This is a genomic window from Ruegeria sp. BHSA163 (genome assembly GCF_059613365.1).
Genome location: NZ_JBXWSJ010000006.1, coordinates 21,904 through 38,746 on the forward strand (window position 1 = coordinate 21,904; position 16,843 = coordinate 38,746).

Genomic DNA, 16,843 nt, shown 5'->3' on the forward strand with positions numbered 1-16,843 from the left:
ACCTCCGAAATAATTTGCCGTTTTACAAAGCGTTGCCGGAATGAATGAACCTGTCAAGGTGAAGCTTCTGCCTCAAGTCGCGTAACCTCATCGCGCAAGCCTTGCGTCAGCTCACCAGCGAAGCGGTTCAGCCGTTCGTTGCGCTGATCCCCCTGATGCCGAACCAGATAGAAACTCCGGGTCAAACTAACTTGATCCGTTACAATTTTTTGCAGTCCGGGATGAAACGGAAGGGTGAAGTCATGTGCAACACAAAGGCCTGATCCCAGCGACACCTGCCGCAACTGTACTGAGACGGAATTTGATGCCAGGGCAACCCTGTCAATTCCAAGGTCATTCAAGTAATCCAGCTCACGATCAAATATCATGTCTGGAATGTATCCGATCATTCGATGCCGCTTTAGGTCATCGCCTGACATTATGGGTGCGTTTCGTTGCAAGTAATTTTGACTGGCCACCACATGCAACCGGTAGTCTGTTATCTTTTGGACCAACAACCTGCCTGCCGTAGGCGCACTAACGGTTACCGCCATGTCGGCCTCTCGCCGGGAAAGGTTGATGATCCGCGGCAAGGCTAGAATTTGTATGTCGAGGTCTGGGTTGGCGTCGCAGATACGCGAACAAACTTGTGGAAGTAAGTAATTGGCGCATCCGTCTGGCGCGCCGATTCTGATTTGACCACTCAGAGACTTTGTAGATCCAGCGACGGCTCCGGCTGCACTCCGCATCGCCTCTTCCGCTTGAAGCCCATGATCCATCAGTCTTTCACCAGCGGCAGTCAATACGTAACCCTGCTGCGATTTGGTGAATAGCACCGTGTCCAAAGACGCCTCGAGGCGGGCAATCCTGCGCCCTACGGTTGCTGGATCAATTTTAAGGATACGCCCCGCCGCCGAAAGACTTTCCTCGCGCGCAATCGCCAGGAATATCCGCATGTCGTCCCAGTTTGGTGTCATTCCTGTCCTCTTTGCATTTTTGCAAAGCTCTTTTGAGACATTGCCTCTGTTCGGGGGATTTTTGCAAGTCTATTGTGCGGCTAAATTTATCTGAGGAGTTTGCAATGAACGACCTGACTCATTTTTTTAACGGCGAGATGGTACCGGGCACGTCTGGTCGTTTCGACGATGTATTCAACCCTGCGACGGGTGAAGTTCAGTACAAATGCCCAATGGCGAGTGCTGACGAGACAACTATGGCCATCGAACAGGCAGCGGCCGCCCAGCCTGCATGGGGTGCAACGAACCCGCAAAAACGCGCACGTGTTATGATGGCTATGGTCGGCCTGATAAACCGAGACATGGACAAACTGGCCGAAGCGCTAAGCCGCGAACACGGTAAAACCATTCCCGACGCCAAGGGCGACCTGCAACGTGGTCTGGAAGTGATCGAATATTGCATCGGCGCCCCACAGATGCTTAAGGGAGAATTTACTGACAGCGCGGGCCCAGGCATCGACATGTATTCGATGCGTCAACCGCTTGGTGTTGTTGCCTCGATCATGCCTTTCAATTTCCCGGCCATGATGCCGTTGTGGCATGTTGGTCCAGCTTTGGCCTGCGGCAACGCCGTGGTGTTGAAGCCATCCGAGCGCGACCCTTCTGTCCCACTGATGCTGGCTGAACTGTTTGTAGAAGCTGGTTTGCCAAAGGGCTTGTTCCAAGTCGTTAATGGCGACAAAGAAGCCGTCGATACTCTTCTAGATAGCGAAATAATTCAGGGTGTGTCTTTCGTCGGATCCACGCCGATTGCACAATATATCTATTCACGTGCAACTGCGAACGGTAAGCGCGCGCAATGTTTCGGTGGTGCAAAAAACCACATGATCGTTATGCCAGACGCTGATATGGACCAAGCGGCAGACGCGTTAGTTGGTGCTGGTTTCGGTGCAGCGGGCGAACGCTGCATGGCAATTTCAGTCGCGGTTCCGGTAGGCGAGGAAACAGCCGACGCACTAATAGAAAAACTGATACCACGTGTCGAAAAGCTTAAGGTTGGACCATATACCGCTGGTGATGATGTGGACATGGGGCCGGTCGTTACAGGTGCCGCAAAGCAGCGTATTCTTGGGCTGATCAACTCGGGCGTGGAACAAGGCGCGAAATTGGTTGTTGATAACCGCGACTTTAGTTTGCAGGGATATGAGGACGGCTTCTTTGTTGGCCCTCATCTGTTCGACCATGTCACCCCTGACATGGATATCTACAAACAGGAAATCTTTGGCCCGGTACTTTCCACCGTTCGTGCGGGATCCTACGAAGAGGCGCTGAAACTTGCCATGGATCACGAATACGGCAACGGCACAGCTATCTTTACCCGCGACGGTGATACTGCGCGTGACTTTGCCAGCCGCATCAACATCGGCATGGTTGGCGTCAACGTCCCAATTCCAGTGCCGTTGGCCTACCACACCTTCGGTGGATGGAAGAAATCCATGTTTGGGGATCTGAACCAGCATGGCCCCGACAGCTTTAAGTTTTATACCCGTACTAAGACTGTGACGTCACGCTGGCCGTCCGGGATCAAGGAAGGTGGCGAGTTCAACTTCAAAGCCATGGACTGATCCAGACAGCACCACCACTCACTCTCACTCACCTAAGAAACGAAACTCGGCCAAATAAATTGGCCGAGTTTTTCAAAAAACTGATAGCATAATGCCCAAGTGCCGCAATCACGAGAAATTCAGAACCACAACTCTGGAAAATTAGTGTTTGTGCGAATAGTTTGCCGCCAAGTTGACGATTGTGCAGATTTTATCCTCGGAGGCAGCATTGTCCCAATCCCGTATTACCCGTCGTTCCGCTTTGCTGGGCGTGTCGTCCCTTTTGGCGACCCCCACCCTTTTACGCGCTCAAAGCCTGGACGCGTTTCCGCAGGACGAGGAAGCGATCAGCACGCAATTACCTGTGCGTCGCAACACTTCGTCGTTTTCGCAACAGAGCTGGCAAGATCATTTTGATCAGATCGGAGTTGGATGTTTGTTGGCCGATATCACCAGTCGCGCAGTCCATTATTGGGGGCCGGACGGCACTTATAAACTGTATCCAAGTTCTGTTCCAATGAGCGAGGAACTTACTAAGCGCGGTTACACTGAAGTTGTAAGAAAGCGAGAAAATCCAAGCTGGACGCCGACCGCGTCCATGCGTGAAAGGGATCCATCCCTGCCCGTGAGTATCGAAGGGGGCGCCCCTGGTAATCCGCTAGGAACCCGCGCAATGTACCTGTCTTGGCCGGCTTACTTGGTTCACGGCACGCATGATACTCGCAAGATCGGGCGTCAAAGCTCGTCTGGGTGTATTGGCCTCTACAACCAGCACGTTGAAGAACTGTATCCGCTGGTTAAGGTTGGCACAAAGGTACGACTGGTCTAACTGCAGGCTGGATTTTCAAAATGGAAAGCCCCGGCCGTTCTGGACCGGGGCTTACCTTTTAGAGGATACCAGTAATTATTCTGGCAGAATTACCGCGTCTACGACGTGTATGACACCATTGCTGGCTTCAATGTCAGCCTTTACGACTTTAGCATCGTTGACTTTGACACCGTTTTTCGCGTTTACGCTGAGCCGATCACCCTGCACTGTAAGTACCTTCGCACGCTTTCCTGCTATGTCGCCTGACATCACTTTCGCTGGTACTACGTGGTAGGTCAGGATCGAGACGAGCTGATCCTTATTTTCGGGCAACAACAAAGACTCGACTGTACCTTCTGGTAGTGCCGCGAACGCTTCGTCCGTCGGAGCAAACACTGTAAATGGACCATCGCCTTTCAACGTATCTACTAAACCAGCAGCTTGGACGGCAGCGACCAAGGTGTTGAACGAACCTGCTGATACAGCGGTATCAACGATGTCTGCTGCTTCGGCTTTTAAAGGCATAGCAAAGGCTAGTGCGGCGGCTGCGCCCATAAATGTACGGCGGAACATGGCTGTCTTCTCCTCTCCAGCTTGTTATGAGGACGGATACGGCAGGTTTGCGCTAGCGGATCACTTTGGTTTCAATTTTCTTTAATTTGAACCCAGATACTTTGCGCTCGACCGTCCTTTAAGAAAGGCAGTGCCTCAACCACATCTGGCCGCATCTGCTGTAGAAAGTAACCCGGCCAAAGCATTGAAAATGAACCAGATTGAAGAATTGCGTGCAGCATGTACTGCTCCCCCCAGCCGGGGCAATCGTAGAAAAAGCGCTTGGGGTATTCGAAAGGTAAAAAAACATCGTGCACGTGAACAACAACACCTGGTTTCAGGGATGGGATGATCCTGCAAAACAGATGCGCGACGTCGTTACTGACTCTCACGACATGGCTAGAATCTATAAACAAGACATCGCCTGCTTCCAGTCTTTCGAAAAGCGCAGGATCGACTTCCTCCAACCGTTTTTGTTCAAATGAATCTACCACGTGCGCTATGTCGGCCCTTGGAAAGGGATCTATTGCAGTGATTTTCGTCTCCAGTCCGCCATCAATGATCGCCTGCCTTGTCACCCGGGTTGAGTTCCCACAACCCACCTCGACAACATTCTTTGGTCGAAAACGCCGGATCATCAGATAAAGCGCATCGGCGTCCGGACTGTCATAGTAGCCATTTCCGGAACGATAGCCGGTTTGATTTTTAGCGGGGTCTTTCAAAGCTTCCAGCGCTTGTGAATGGGTCGAAAACTCTTCGAGAAGCTGCGTTACATCAAACCCCTCCATTCCCGGAGACAGGGCATATGCAGGTTTGGCCAACCCGCCAGCGCGCTCAAAAGTCTCCAAACGCGCTTGTTCCTCCCGCTCGGTCACTTTGTCGATAAGCTTTACGCTAATCCGATCAAGGACAGAATTTATTCGGGGAAATTTTCTGGGTTTCACGCAGGTGACTCCAAGCAATGATCTGATTGATGCTCCTTACCCGTGGGAGCCGGGTGTTCGCAAGCCGCACTGCGTCAATCCCTTGGCAAACCGGTTAATTCCGTATTCACTGGTTTAACCTGAACGACGGGGGAGCGCGATGCAGCAAGAATTTACTCTTGGTATTGAAGAAGAATACCTGCTGGTCGACCGCGACAGCTTGCAACTTGCTGAAGCCCCAGAAGCGTTGATGGACGCATGTCAGGCTGATTTTGAAGGTCAAGTAAGCCCTGAATTTCTGCAGTGCCAAATCGAAGTTGGGACGCGACCTCATGTAACGATTAAGAGCGCGCGAGAAGACTTAAAGCGCCTGCGCTCTTGTGTCTCCAAACGGGCTGCGGAATATAATCTGGCACCTATTGCTGTTTCCTGTCACCCATTTGCCAATTGGAAGGACCAGCACCACACCCGCAAGGAACGATACGACGCGTTGCAACATGCTTTGGGCGGCGTCGCGCGCCGTATGCTGATTTGCGGGATGCATGTGCATGTCGGCATCGAGGACCCGGCCCTGCGGGCTGATCTAATGCCTCAGCTTTCATATTTCCTGCCTCATTTGTTGGCGCTATCCACCTCCTCTCCCTACTGGAGCGGCGAAGATACTGGTTTGTCTTCTTACCGATTAACCGTATTTGACAATCTACCGCGTACGGGTCTGCCGCCTATCTTTGGAAGTTGGGCTGAATATGAACGGACCACCGGTGCACTTGTCGAACTGGGAGTGATCGAAGATACCACCAAAATTTGGTGGGATTTGCGACCCTCACATCGGTTTCCAACCCTTGAAACTCGTATCATGGATGTTCAACCCAGACTGGAACATACCTTGTCATTGGCCGCACTCAATCAGGCTCTTACCCGAATGCTATGCCGCCTGAAGGCACGAAACCTTAGGTGGCGGCAGTATGACCGTTTCTTAATTGGAGAAAATCGGTGGCGCGCCCAGCGTTACGGCGTTGGCGAAGGTTTGATTGATTTTGGGGACCGTTCGATTAAACCAATGGCCGAGCTTATGGGTGAATTGATGGGCATGCTGGCAGAAGATGCCGAAGCTTTGGGCACCATGTCTGAACTTGCCCGATTGCGTCAAATCGCGGAAAACGGAACCTCGGCAACCCGTCAACGCCGCGTACATGCCGAGGCTGCCGCCAGCGGGGCCGATCCGGGCAAAGCGGTAGTCGAGCACTTGATCCAGGAATTCCACGCTGACCTCTAAAGTCAGACCCGCGCAAGAATGTCTTTGATGCGGTCCGCTACCGGCTCGTACAAATCCCGATCTTTCCAGTAGCCGTTGTGCGAAAACGGGTTCCAAGATGTGAAAATCTTACCAGCATTTATTGGCTTATCTCTCAGCGCCCTGTCTCTGGCCAATTGTTCGTAACTCGGAGCACTTTTGCCTAATGGAAAGCCCAAAACATCGTGACGATCATAGTAGTTGTACCACCAGGTCCGAAACCGCAGCGCAGGCGGCAGATCCCGGTTTGGTGCCATGATCGGATAAATTTCGTTTTCGGGATAGGCAAACAGGAAAATTGGGATGTTGCAGCCAAATGTCACGATGCCGGCCACTGTTTGCATGTTTTCAACTGGCGTGGGTTCTGTTGGCGGTCCACCGTGCCTCAAGTGTCGTTGTTTGTCATAAATATAATTCGACATTATGTGACCGCCCAGTGAGTGGGCTACGATTAAAATCGGGGCGTGGTCCCCGATCTAATGCCGGATGACCCGCATCACGAGCTCTATTTTTTCGTGAATTGCGGCGTAAATCTTGTCACCTCCATCAGGAGTAGGACGATAAGACGCCGCATCCGACAAGTTGCAGACAACAAATTCGCGCAACTTGTCATAGCCCAGGCTCCGATTGATCTTACGTAGGTATCCCTTTTGTCGTCCCTGCAAAATCTGAGCCCAAACAACTTCTTGCCAGTTCACTTTGTCCATGTCCGAGCCAACTTCTCTAGCAACTTTCTTCCGTAGATCCTTTGAAAATGTGGGCGTGGACGACGGAGGTTGGTTCTGCGGATTATGCTGGCTTCCCATGCCGTGAATGGCGACTACTGCCATTTTGAAATTGGACATCAATGCCTCCGTAAATTTGTTTGCAACAATGCCTGCATTATAGCGCATCATGGGAGTTCCCGAAACTTGACTGGATGGTTTGCTGTCATTGCAAAAGTTCTGTAAGGATTGAATAATAAAACACTTGTTCAATTCCACCAGCAACAGGGATTTTCCGCCATGGATTTCGCGCTGACCGAGGAACAGACAGCCATATTCGACATGGCACACGCATTTGGGCAAGAGCACATCGCGCCATTTGCTCGACAGTGGGAAGCCGACGGCACGATCCCTAAAGAGCTTTGGCCACAGATTGGTGAACTCGGTTTCGGCGGACTCTATGTCTCGGAACAAGCCGGGGGTTCTGGGTTAACGCGACTAGATGCGACGCTTGTTTTCGAAGCCCTTTCCATGGCGTGCCCTTCCGTGGCGGCGTTTCTGTCGATCCACAACATGTGCGCCAAAATGCTAGACAGCTTCGCCAATGATGAGTTGAAGTCGCGGATAATGCCGGATGTTCTTAGTCTCAACACCGTTCTCAGCTATTGCTTGACGGAACCCGGTTCAGGGTCCGACGCAGCTGCTTTGAAAACGCGCGCAGAACGAACAAACGAAGGCTATACATTGAATGGTACCAAAGCCTTCATTTCAGGGGGTGGCTACTCTGACGCATATGTTTGCATGGTTCGTACCGGTGAGAACGGGCCCAAGGGGATATCTTCTGTTTACGTGGAAGATGGAACACCCGGCCTAAGCTTTGGAGCCCTTGAACAAAAGATGGGTTGGAAGAGCCAGCCGACGGCTCAAGTTCAGTTCGACGATTGCAAAATTCCCTCGGGAAATCTTATTGGATCTGAGGGCGATGGATTTAAATACGCGATGATGGGGCTGGATGGCGGCCGGTTGAATATCGCATCCTGTTCCCTGGGGGCGGCGCAAAACGGTTTGGACATGACGTTTCAGTACATGTCGGAACGAAAAGCATTCGGTCAATCAATTGATCAGTTTCAGGCCTTGCAATTCCGCCTTGCAGATATGGAAATCGATTTGCAAGCAGCCCGCACGTTTCTGCGTCATGCAGCATGGAAGCTGGATCAGGGTGCACCGGACGCCACCAAGTTCTGCGCCATGGCCAAAAAGTTCGTTACCGAGACGGGCTCGAAAATTGTCGATCAGTGTCTGCAACTTCACGGCGGGTATGGTTACCTTGCCGACTACGGGATCGAAAAACTTGTACGTGACTTGCGCGTGCATCAGATTTTGGAAGGCACCAATGAAATAATGCGCGTCATCGTCGCGCGGCAGATGTTGAAAAATCGCTGAGGACTCAATGCCGGACATCGATATTCGAACGACAGGACGCGCCGGGCGTATTACTTTGACCCGTCATAAGGCGCTGAATGCCCTCAGCTATGATATGTGTATGGCTATCGATAGCGCCCTGCGCAACTGGCGCGAGGACGACGATGTGGATCTGGTTATTCTGGATGCAGAAGGGGAAAAGGCCTTTTGCGCCGGTGGTGATATCGCGGAACTTTACGAAACTGGCACTAAAGAAGATTTTTCTTTTGGTCAGACTTTTTGGCGCGATGAGTATCGATTGAATGCGCTGATATTTGAGTACCCCAAGCCCGTAATCAGTTTTTTGCAGGGCTTCACCATGGGCGGTGGCGTTGGGATCGGATGCCACGGAAGCCACAGAGTGGTAGGAGAAAGTTCTCAGATTGCGATGCCCGAATGCTCGATTGGTTTGGTGCCCGACGTTGGCGGATCGCTCATGCTTGCACTTGCGCCAGGAAGACTAGGAGAATACCTGGGCACTACCGGGTATCGCATGGGTCCGGCAGACGCGATCCTTGTTGGTTTCGCGGACTACTTTATCCCGCAAATAAACTGGCCCGACCTGATCGAGTTGCTTGAGGCTTCAGGACGCGCCGAAATAATAGACGATCACGCGCATACGCCACCCATTGGGACTCTTAACTATCTACAGGCAGAAATCGATCAGTGTTTTGATGGAGAGACCCTGTCAGACATTTTGAACAATTTACGCAACATTGAATCCGAGTTTTCGAACAAGGCGATGACCGCCCTTCGACGCAATTCGCCTCTTTCAGTTGCCTGCACGATAGAGATGCTTCACCGGCTGCGAGGAACGAGTTTGACCATACGAAAGGCGCTGGAATTGGAGTACCGGTTCACCTTCAGAGCTATGGAACACGGAGACATCCTAGAGGGAATTCGCGCCCAAATCATCGACAAAGACCGCAATCCGCAATGGCAATTTGCCGACATGAACGTCCCGGCGGTAGCGGTTTCAAAAATGCTGCAGCCGCTTGGATCGGATGCATTAAGTTTTCCGGAGGAGTAGGCAATGAAAATTGGGTTTATTGGGCTTGGAAATATGGGCGCACCGATGGCCGCCAATTTGGCAAAGGCGGGGCACTTAGTCGTAGGGTTTGATATGGCAAGCGTAAGCGTCGAGGGCGTAGTGATGGCCGGATCGAGCGCAGAGGCTGCATCGGACGCGGACGTGGTGATCACTATGTTGCCAAATGGCGAAATCTTGCGCGCAGTTGCTGACGACATCATACCAGTGATGCAAGCGGGTGCTGGGTTCGTGGATTGTTCGACAGTTGACGTGGAAAGTGCGCGTGCTGTCGCAAATCAGGCTCAGACTGTTGGGCTTCTTCCTGTCGATGCTCCGGTTTCGGGTGGAATTGGCGGAGCAGCGGCTGGAACTCTGACGTTTATGGCTGGCGGCAGTGAAGCGGCGTTTGCCCAAGCTGCCCCGTTATTCGATATTATGGGACAGAAGGCCGTTCACTGCGGAGAATCCGGCGCAGGGCAAGCAGCAAAGATTTGCAATAACATGATCTTGGGCGTGACAATGATCGCTACGTGCGAAGCTTTTGCCTTGGCAGACAAGCTAGGACTGGACCGGCAAAAAATGTTCGATGTCGTCAGCACTTCATCTGGTTATAGCTGGACCATGAACGCCTATTGCCCCGCTCCGGGTGTCGGCCCTCAAAGCCCCTCCGACAATGACTATAAACCCGGGTTCGCCGCCGAACTCATGCTCAAAGACTTGCGCCTTAGTCAGCAGGCAGCAGAAAGCGTGGATGCAGACACCCCAATGGGATACATCGCAACAAATTTATATGAGCAGTTCGTAGAAAACGAGAATGGTATGGGTATGGACTTCAGTGCGATGCTTCCACGTTATGAAAAACGCAATCGCAGTTGATCGCATCAAGGCGAAAACCCGCTCAAGGGGTAGAATTCGCGGGAATCCAGCAACTTTAGTGGCTATATGATCCACAATTCCTTGTTGGAGACCGCGTAAATGAAACCTAACGCCTTTTTAGTATCGATCGCGCTGATGGCCATTAGCCCAACCATTGGGTTAGCTGGAAATGGAAAGAGTAAGAGCAAGGGTTTTGAAGTCCACCGAGCGGTACCGCAAGATGGTGTTATTGTGGCAAAGTCGAAGCATTGTCCGCCCGGCCTTGCCAAAAAGGCCGTACCGTGTGTTCCACCTGGTCAAGTCAAGAACCGGTATCGTGTCGGAGACCAGATAGGTAGCGACTATACTTGGATTGAGGATCCTTTCCGCTACGGTCTGGACCGTCGTGGAAATTACGTGCGCGCAGGCAATTATGTCTATCGTGTCGATCCCGACACACAAAAGGTGCTTAATTTGATCGGCGCTGTCGCGGATATCTTGTACTAATCCGAATTATTCTGCCGCAACTGCACGACCTTCCAGCATTGGTTTAAGATATCGACCCGTGTGGCTGCGTTCGCAATCAGCCACATCTTCGGGTGTTCCCACGGCTACGATCTGGCCGCCCCCATCTCCGCCTTCGGGGCCGATGTCGATGATCCAGTCCGCAGTCTTAACCACGTCCAGATTGTGTTCGATTACGACGACAGTGTTGCCTTGATCGACCAGTTCATGCAGTACTTCCAAAAGCTTGCGAACATCTTCAAAATGCAGACCAGTTGTTGGTTCGTCCAGGATATACAACGTCCTGCCAGTCGAACGTTTAGACAACTCCTTTGAAAGTTTCACTCGTTGAGCTTCACCGCCCGAAAGCGTGGTCGCCTGTTGCCCGACCTTGATATATCCAAGCCCAACCCGCGCCAGAGCATCCATCTTATCTCGGATCGACGGAACGGCTTTGAAAAACTCCTGAGCGTCTTCCACCGTCATATCAAGCACATCCGCGATGGATTTACCCTTGAACTTAATTTCCAGTGTCTCTCGATTGTAGCGCGCTCCTTTGCAGGTCTCGCACGTCACGTACACGTCTGGCAAAAAGTGCATCTCGATCTTAATTACACCATCACCTTGACAAGCCTCGCACCTACCACCTTTGACATTAAAGCTGAACCGACCTGGCTTGTACCCACGCGCCTTCGCCTCGGGCAGGCCTGCGAACCAATCGCGGATTGGGGTAAAAGCCCCGGTATAAGTGGCTGGATTTGAACGAGGAGTCCGCCCGATGGGACGCTGGTCGATGTCGATAACCTTGTCCAGATATTCAAGACCTTTTATCGTTTCGCAGGGGGCTGGTGTTTGACGTGCACCATTAAGGCGCATCGAGGCCGTCTTGAACAAGGTTTCGATTGTTAAGGTAGATTTACCTCCACCAGAGACACCCGTCACGCACACAAATTTGCCAAGTGGAAATTCCGCAGTCACGTTTTTAAGGTTGTTCCCGGTCGCCTTAACCACCGTAACCTTGTGTTTCTTGCCGTTGCGTCTTTCGGCCGGCACGGCAATCTCTCGCGTTCCCGACAAATACTGCCCAGTTATAGAAGCTGCATCCCCCGCGATGCGATCAGGCGTGCCATGGCTCACGACCTGGCCTCCATGCACTCCAGCTCCTGGGCCGATATCAAAAACATAGTCGGCTTCACGGATTGCTTCTTCGTCATGCTCGACAACAATCACCGTATTACCTTGATCTCGAAGGTTCTTGAGTGTCCCCAAAAGGCGGTCATTATCACGTTGATGCAACCCGATCGAAGGTTCATCCAAAACGTACAACACACCAGTCAGCCCCGAGCCGATCTGGCTGGCCAAACGGATGCGCTGGCTTTCACCACCTGACAATGTGCCACTTGAACGTGAAAGCGTAAGGTATTCCAGACCTACGTTATTCAGAAACCCAAGCCTTTCACGTATTTCTTTCAAGATCGCACGAGCAATTTCGTTTTTCTGGCTACTGAGATGATTTGGAGCGTCCTCTATCCAATCCAGCGCTTCGCGGATTGACATCTCGACCACTTGCCCAACATGCAGGCCCGCTAATTTGACCGCAAGAGCCTCGGCCCGAAGCCGATATCCGTTGCAGGTCCCGCAGGGCCGATTGTTTTGGTAACGCTCGAATTCCTCGCGGATCCAGGCACTGTCTGTCTCGCGATAGCGGCGTTCCATATTTGGAATGACGCCTTCAAAGCTGCGCGTGACCTGATACACTCTCCCGCCTTCGTCGTACCGAAACTGGATTTCTTCTTCGCCTGATCCTCGCAAGAAAACCTGCTGAACTTTGGCAGGTAAGTCCTTCCAAGGTGTGTTCTTATCAAATTCATAATGGCGCGCTATTGCTTCGATTGTCTGCAGGAAATAGGGTGATTTTCCCTTTCGCCACGGCGCCAGCGCACCATCAAAAAGCTGTAGGGTTTGATCCGGAACCACCAGCCGTTCGTCAAAAAACAATTCGACTCCCAAACCATCACAGTCCGGGCAGGCCCCAAATGGCGCATTGAAAGAAAATAACCGAGGTTCGATTTCCGGGATCGTAAAACCACTGACCGGACAAGCAAAATTTTCGCTGAATGTGATACGTTCCGGATCGCCCTCGCGCGGAGCCGTTTCAAGAATCGCGATGCCATCGGCCAAGTCCAGCGCGGTTCGCAAACTGTCGGCCAATCGGGTTTCCATGCCCTCGCGCACCACAAGTCTGTCTACCACCACGTCGATATCATGGCGAAACTTCTTGTCCAGCGTCGGTGGTTCATCCAACTCGTAAAACGCGCCGTCGACCTTAACGCGTTGGAATCCTTGTTTTCTAAGCTCTAGAAACTCTTTTCGATACTCTCCCTTCCGATCACGGACGATTGGAGCAAGAAGGTAGCCGCGTGTCCCCTCCTCCATCGTCATTATTCGATCCACCATATCTTGCACCTGCTGCGCTTCGATTGGCAGCCCCGTTGCCGGGCTAAAGGGAGTCCCGGCACGTGCAAACAGCAGGCGCATGTAATCGTAAATTTCCGTTACAGTGCCCACCGTCGAGCGAGGGTTCTTCGAAGTCGTTTTCTGTTCAATGGAAATAGCAGGTGAAAGACCGCTGATGTGATCCACATCTGGTTTTTCCATCATATCCAAAAATTGCCGCGCATAAGCCGAAAGGCTTTCGACATAGCGGCGTTGGCCCTCGGCATAAATGGTGTCGAAGGCCAATGAAGACTTACCCGAACCAGAAAGCCCTGTAATCACGACAAGCTGGTCACGTGGAATATCAACATCAATGCTTTTGAGGTTATGCTCGCGTGCGCCACGCACCTCAATATTCTTTAGTTCAGCCATTTCGGCCCCCAAAACATAAGTGTCTTAGAAATAGGCGAGCGGCACTGAGTCTCCAACAAAAAATTTAGAACAAAGTGTGAACTAACGATTTATTGCCGACACCAATTCACATTGCCACCACGGCCCCATACTTCGGGTGCGCACAATTTGTAATTCAGTTTGAATTAATGATGGCGCGGTTGACGGGGCTCGAACCCGCGACCCCCGGCGTGACAGGCCGGTACTCTAACCAACTGAGCTACAACCGCGCATTTTGGGTCTATGTCCGATCCATTTGCCCGGATCTAAGGCTGGCAGCGATGGCGCGGTTGACGGGGCTCGAACCCGCGACCCCCGGCGTGACAGGCCGGTACTCTAACCAACTGAGCTACAACCGCCCACTGCCCGTTCATTGCTGAACGTTGGGGTGTATTATGGCTCAACCCCGGTATCGTCAAGCGGCGTTTTAAAGTTTTTTCCTGTTTTCGAGGTTTTCTGGACCGCGAGACATTTCAGAACGATTAGATTAATCTTTTTGAGCAAATTCCTTTTGTCTGGCGACGAGTGGATGTTTTATCGAGAAATTACTTTTGATGGTTTCTCAAAGATTCTTCTAGAATTATGAGCGAGTGAAAATTTGTCCGCAACGCATTGATATCATATCAACTTCATGATCGGCAGGATTAACGTCATGCCAGTCAAACACCACGGAGCGTTATACATAGATTCTGAGGGGCCGTGGTTTAGAGTTGCAACCTTTGGGCAGTCAAAAAAGGCGGGCATTAAGCCCGCCTTTGAAAGTACTATGTTGCGAATATTAGTGAGCAGTCGCCGTCTGCCCACCTGTGTCTGCGGACTTGGTCGCAGCCGCAGCCGCCTCTTCTGCCGCCTCGTCCCATTCTACAGGTTCGGGCTTGCGGACTAACGAATGCTCTAGAACTTCCGAAACATGTTTTACCGGAATAATATCAAGCCCGTCCTTAACGTTATCCGGGATTTCAGCCAAATCCTTTGCATTTTCCTCCGGTATCAGCACAGTCTTTATTCCACCGCGCAGCGCCGCCAACAGTTTTTCTTTCAATCCGCCTATCGGCATTGCGTTCCCACGCAAGGACACTTCGCCCGTCATGGCAATGTCTTTACGTACTGGGATGCCCGTCAGAACCGAAACAATTGACGTTACCATAGCCAGTCCTGCGCTTGGACCGTCCTTGGGGGTCGCTCCGTCAGGCACGTGCACGTGGATATCAATCTTGTCGAACTTCGGCGGTTTCACCCCTATTTCAGGCGCAACGGACCTAACATAAGACGAAGCCGCGTCGATGGACTCCTTCATCACATCACCCAGCTTACCGGTGGTCTTCATCCGGCCCTTACCGGGCAGTTTAAGAGCCTCAATATGCAGCAGGTCGCCTCCAACCGAGGTCCACGCCAAGCCAGTCACCACACCAACCTGATCGTCTTGCTCCGCCAAGCCGTAGCGATATTTGGGCACGCCAAGGAATTCATCAAGATTGTCAGGCGTAACCGTCACGGTTTCCGCTTCTTTCTTGATGATCTTGGTCAGTGATTTTCGCGCTACTTTGGCGATCTCACGTTCAAGGTTCCGCACTCCTGCTTCCCGCGTGTAGGTACGGATAATCGACTGCAGCGCCTCGTCAGTCAGATCAAATTCCTTTGCTTTCAGCCCGTGGTTTTTGATCTGCTTGCTGATCAAGTGCTGTTTGGCGATCTCGCTTTTTTCATCCTCAGTGTAACCAGCAAGCGGGATAATTTCCATCCTGTCCAACAAAGGCCCAGGCATGTTGTAACTGTTCGAAGTGGTCAGGAACATTACATTGGAAAGATCATATTCGACCTCCAAGTAGTGATCCATAAACGTATTATTCTGTTCCGGGTCCAAAACTTCCAACATGGCCGAGGCTGGGTCACCTCTGAAATCCTGACCCATCTTATCAATTTCGTCCAATAAGACGAGCGGGTTTGTAGTTTTCGCCTTTTTCAGCGCCTGGATAATCTTGCCAGGCATCGAACCAATATAGGTGCGGCGGTGCCCACGAATCTCAGATTCATCACGCACACCACCCAACGAGATGCGAATGAACTCACGACCTGTAGCTTTGGCAACTGATTTACCGAGAGAGGTTTTACCAACACCCGGGGGACCCACAAGGCACAAGATCGGCCCCTTCAGCTTTTTCGAACGCTGTTGAACTGCCAGATATTCGACAATCCGTTCCTTGACCTTTTCGAGGCCATAGTGATCAGCATCGAGAATATCCTGCGCACGACCCAAATCCTTTTTAACGCGAGACTTGGTGCCCCACGGCAGAGAAAGAATCCAATCTAGATAGTTCCGAACTACAGTAGCTTCGGCCGACATCGGGCTCATATTGCGGAGTTTTTTCAACTCACCTTCGGCCTTTTCCCGGGCTTCTTTAGACAGCTTGGTTTCTGCGATCTTAGCTTCCAGTTCGGCGACTTCGTTACTTCCATCCTCGCCATCGCCAAGCTCTTTCTGAATCGCCTTCATTTGCTCATTCAGATAGTACTCGCGCTGTGTTTTCTCCATCTGTGATTTGACGCGTGTTTTGATCTTTTTCTCGACCTGCAAAACAGACATTTCGCCCTGCATCAGGCCATAAACCTTTTCGAGCCGCTCACTTACAGATAGCGTTTCCAGCAATTCTTGCTTTTGCTCAACCTCGATACCCAAATGACCTGATACCAAGTCAGCCAATTTGGCTGGCTCCGTCGTTTCGCCAACTGCTGTCAACGCTTCTTCGGGGATGTTCTTGCGAACTTTGGCGTAACGCTCGAATTCATCTGCGACGGTCCGTAATAACGCTTCCGTGGTAGTCACGTCACCCGGAATCTCCGTCAGATATTCCGCACGAGCCTCAAAGAAATCCTCATTTTCGAGAAATTCTGTGATTTGAACCCGAGCCTGACCTTCGACCAGAACTTTGACTGTACCATCCGGTAATTTCAGTAATTGCAGTACGTTGGCCAGCACTCCTGAACGGTAAATGCCGTCTGTATCCGGGTCGTCTTCGCCCGGGTCTACTTGGCTGGACAATAGTATTTGCTTGTCATCCTGCATAACCTCTTCCAGGGCGCGGACAGATTTGTCTCGGCCCACGAAAAGTGGGACGATCATGTGTGGAAACACAACAATATCGCGCAGTGGCAGTACTGGGTATGAGGAGTTCAGAGGCTCTTGCATGCTCTATCCTTATCGTTGGCAAGACGGCTCTGGTCCCTCATCGAGGCAACTCCCGGCCGTCTCCTGTCTTGGACGGTAAAGGTGGGGCGGTTCGCGCCAC

General features: G+C 51.7%; 14 protein-coding genes and 2 tRNA genes. 7 read left to right on the top strand and 9 right to left on the bottom strand.

Annotation, left to right across the window (positions count from 1 at the left end):
* Positions 1-53: 53 nt before the first annotated feature.
* A complete protein-coding gene (locus AC2FNV_RS04595; RefSeq protein ID WP_170480343.1) occupies positions 54-956 on the bottom strand; it encodes a LysR family transcriptional regulator in 903 nt (300 codons plus the stop codon).
* A 104-nt stretch (positions 957-1,060) separates the two neighbouring features.
* On the opposite strand from AC2FNV_RS04595, the gene AC2FNV_RS04600 reads away from it, so the two are divergent.
* Positions 1,061-2,560: a CoA-acylating methylmalonate-semialdehyde dehydrogenase gene (locus AC2FNV_RS04600; RefSeq protein ID WP_170606789.1), complete on the top strand. Its 1,500-nt coding sequence runs from the start codon at positions 1,061-1,063 to the stop codon at positions 2,558-2,560.
* Positions 2,561-2,768: 208 nt separating this feature from the next.
* A complete protein-coding gene (locus tag AC2FNV_RS04605; protein WP_170480339.1) occupies positions 2,769-3,368 on the top strand; it encodes a L,D-transpeptidase in 600 nt (199 codons plus the stop codon).
* A gap of 75 nt (positions 3,369-3,443) precedes the next feature.
* Here the strand turns inward: AC2FNV_RS04605 and AC2FNV_RS04610 are convergent, their stop codons facing one another.
* Positions 3,444-3,920, bottom strand: a complete 477-nt coding sequence (locus AC2FNV_RS04610; RefSeq protein ID WP_170606787.1) for a fasciclin domain-containing protein — start codon at positions 3,918-3,920, stop codon at positions 3,444-3,446.
* Between the two features lie 71 nt (positions 3,921-3,991).
* Complete coding sequence (locus AC2FNV_RS04615) at positions 3,992-4,843, bottom strand: class I SAM-dependent methyltransferase (protein WP_170606785.1); 852 nt, start codon at positions 4,841-4,843, stop codon at positions 3,992-3,994.
* Between the two features lie 139 nt (positions 4,844-4,982).
* Between AC2FNV_RS04615 and AC2FNV_RS04620 the strand changes: the two genes are divergently transcribed.
* Positions 4,983-6,098: a carboxylate-amine ligase gene (locus tag AC2FNV_RS04620; RefSeq protein WP_170480333.1), complete on the top strand. Its 1,116-nt coding sequence runs from the start codon at positions 4,983-4,985 to the stop codon at positions 6,096-6,098.
* Between the two features lie 2 nt (positions 6,099-6,100).
* On the opposite strand, the gene AC2FNV_RS04625 is transcribed toward AC2FNV_RS04620, so the two are convergent.
* Positions 6,101-6,538, bottom strand: coding sequence for a hypothetical protein (locus AC2FNV_RS04625; protein ID WP_496772536.1), 438 nt, complete (start codon positions 6,536-6,538; stop codon positions 6,101-6,103).
* Positions 6,539-6,592: 54 nt separating this feature from the next.
* Positions 6,593-6,961, bottom strand: a complete 369-nt coding sequence (locus AC2FNV_RS04630; RefSeq protein ID WP_496772537.1) for a hypothetical protein — start codon at positions 6,959-6,961, stop codon at positions 6,593-6,595.
* 159 nt (positions 6,962-7,120) lie between these two features.
* Here AC2FNV_RS04630 and AC2FNV_RS04635 point away from each other — a divergent pair, with 159 nt between their 5' ends.
* From AC2FNV_RS04635 to AC2FNV_RS04650, 4 genes are all read left to right on the top strand, one after another.
* A complete protein-coding gene (locus AC2FNV_RS04635; RefSeq protein ID WP_496772538.1) occupies positions 7,121-8,263 on the top strand; it encodes an acyl-CoA dehydrogenase family protein in 1,143 nt (380 codons plus the stop codon).
* 7 nt (positions 8,264-8,270) lie between these two features.
* Positions 8,271-9,311: an enoyl-CoA hydratase/isomerase family protein gene (locus tag AC2FNV_RS04640; protein ID WP_170606780.1), complete on the top strand. Its 1,041-nt coding sequence runs from the start codon at positions 8,271-8,273 to the stop codon at positions 9,309-9,311.
* 3 nt (positions 9,312-9,314) lie between these two features.
* Complete coding sequence (gene mmsB / locus AC2FNV_RS04645; RefSeq protein WP_170606778.1) at positions 9,315-10,187, top strand: 3-hydroxyisobutyrate dehydrogenase; 873 nt, start codon at positions 9,315-9,317, stop codon at positions 10,185-10,187.
* Between the two features lie 99 nt (positions 10,188-10,286).
* Complete coding sequence (locus AC2FNV_RS04650) at positions 10,287-10,673, top strand: hypothetical protein (protein WP_170606776.1); 387 nt, start codon at positions 10,287-10,289, stop codon at positions 10,671-10,673.
* 6 nt (positions 10,674-10,679) lie between these two features.
* Here AC2FNV_RS04650 and uvrA read toward each other — a convergent pair whose 3' ends face one another.
* From uvrA to lon, 4 genes are all read right to left on the bottom strand, one after another.
* On the bottom strand, positions 10,680-13,538 hold the full coding sequence (gene uvrA, locus AC2FNV_RS04655) for an excinuclease ABC subunit UvrA (RefSeq protein ID WP_170606774.1): 2,859 nt from the start codon (positions 13,536-13,538) through the stop codon (positions 10,680-10,682).
* 171 nt (positions 13,539-13,709) lie between these two features.
* Positions 13,710-13,786 (bottom strand) — tRNA-Asp (locus tag AC2FNV_RS04660).
* 52 nt (positions 13,787-13,838) lie between these two features.
* Positions 13,839-13,915: transfer RNA gene (locus AC2FNV_RS04665), tRNA-Asp, on the bottom strand.
* Positions 13,916-14,334: 419 nt separating this feature from the next.
* A complete protein-coding gene (gene lon / locus AC2FNV_RS04670) occupies positions 14,335-16,743 on the bottom strand; it encodes an endopeptidase La (protein ID WP_170606772.1) in 2,409 nt (802 codons plus the stop codon).
* Positions 16,744-16,843 lie beyond the last annotated feature (100 nt).

What these genes read in the sequence shown, in the direction of transcription:
- AC2FNV_RS04595 (WP_170480343.1), bottom strand. Translation starts at nt 956, where the DNA reads ATGACACCAAACTGGGACGACATGCGGATATTCCTGGCGATTGCGCGC.
- AC2FNV_RS04600 (WP_170606789.1), top strand. Translation starts at nt 1,061, where the DNA reads ATGAACGACCTGACTCATTTTTTTAACGGCGAGATGGTACCGGGCACG.
- AC2FNV_RS04610 (WP_170606787.1), bottom strand. Translation starts at nt 3,920, where the DNA reads ATGTTCCGCCGTACATTTATGGGCGCAGCCGCCGCACTAGCCTTTGCT.
- AC2FNV_RS04620 (WP_170480333.1), top strand. Translation starts at nt 4,983, where the DNA reads ATGCAGCAAGAATTTACTCTTGGTATTGAAGAAGAATACCTGCTGGTC.
- AC2FNV_RS04625 (WP_496772536.1), bottom strand. Translation starts at nt 6,538, where the DNA reads ATGTCGAATTATATTTATGACAAACAACGACACTTGAGGCACGGTGGA.
- AC2FNV_RS04630 (WP_496772537.1), bottom strand. Translation starts at nt 6,961, where the DNA reads ATGTCCAATTTCAAAATGGCAGTAGTCGCCATTCACGGCATGGGAAGC.
- AC2FNV_RS04635 (WP_496772538.1), top strand. Translation starts at nt 7,121, where the DNA reads ATGGATTTCGCGCTGACCGAGGAACAGACAGCCATATTCGACATGGCA.
- AC2FNV_RS04640 (WP_170606780.1), top strand. Translation starts at nt 8,271, where the DNA reads ATGCCGGACATCGATATTCGAACGACAGGACGCGCCGGGCGTATTACT.
- mmsB (WP_170606778.1), top strand. Translation starts at nt 9,315, where the DNA reads ATGAAAATTGGGTTTATTGGGCTTGGAAATATGGGCGCACCGATGGCC.
- AC2FNV_RS04650 (WP_170606776.1), top strand. Translation starts at nt 10,287, where the DNA reads ATGAAACCTAACGCCTTTTTAGTATCGATCGCGCTGATGGCCATTAGC.
- uvrA (WP_170606774.1), bottom strand. Translation starts at nt 13,538, where the DNA reads ATGGCTGAACTAAAGAATATTGAGGTGCGTGGCGCACGCGAGCATAAC.
- lon (WP_170606772.1), bottom strand. Translation starts at nt 16,743, where the DNA reads ATGCAAGAGCCTCTGAACTCCTCATACCCAGTACTGCCACTGCGCGAT.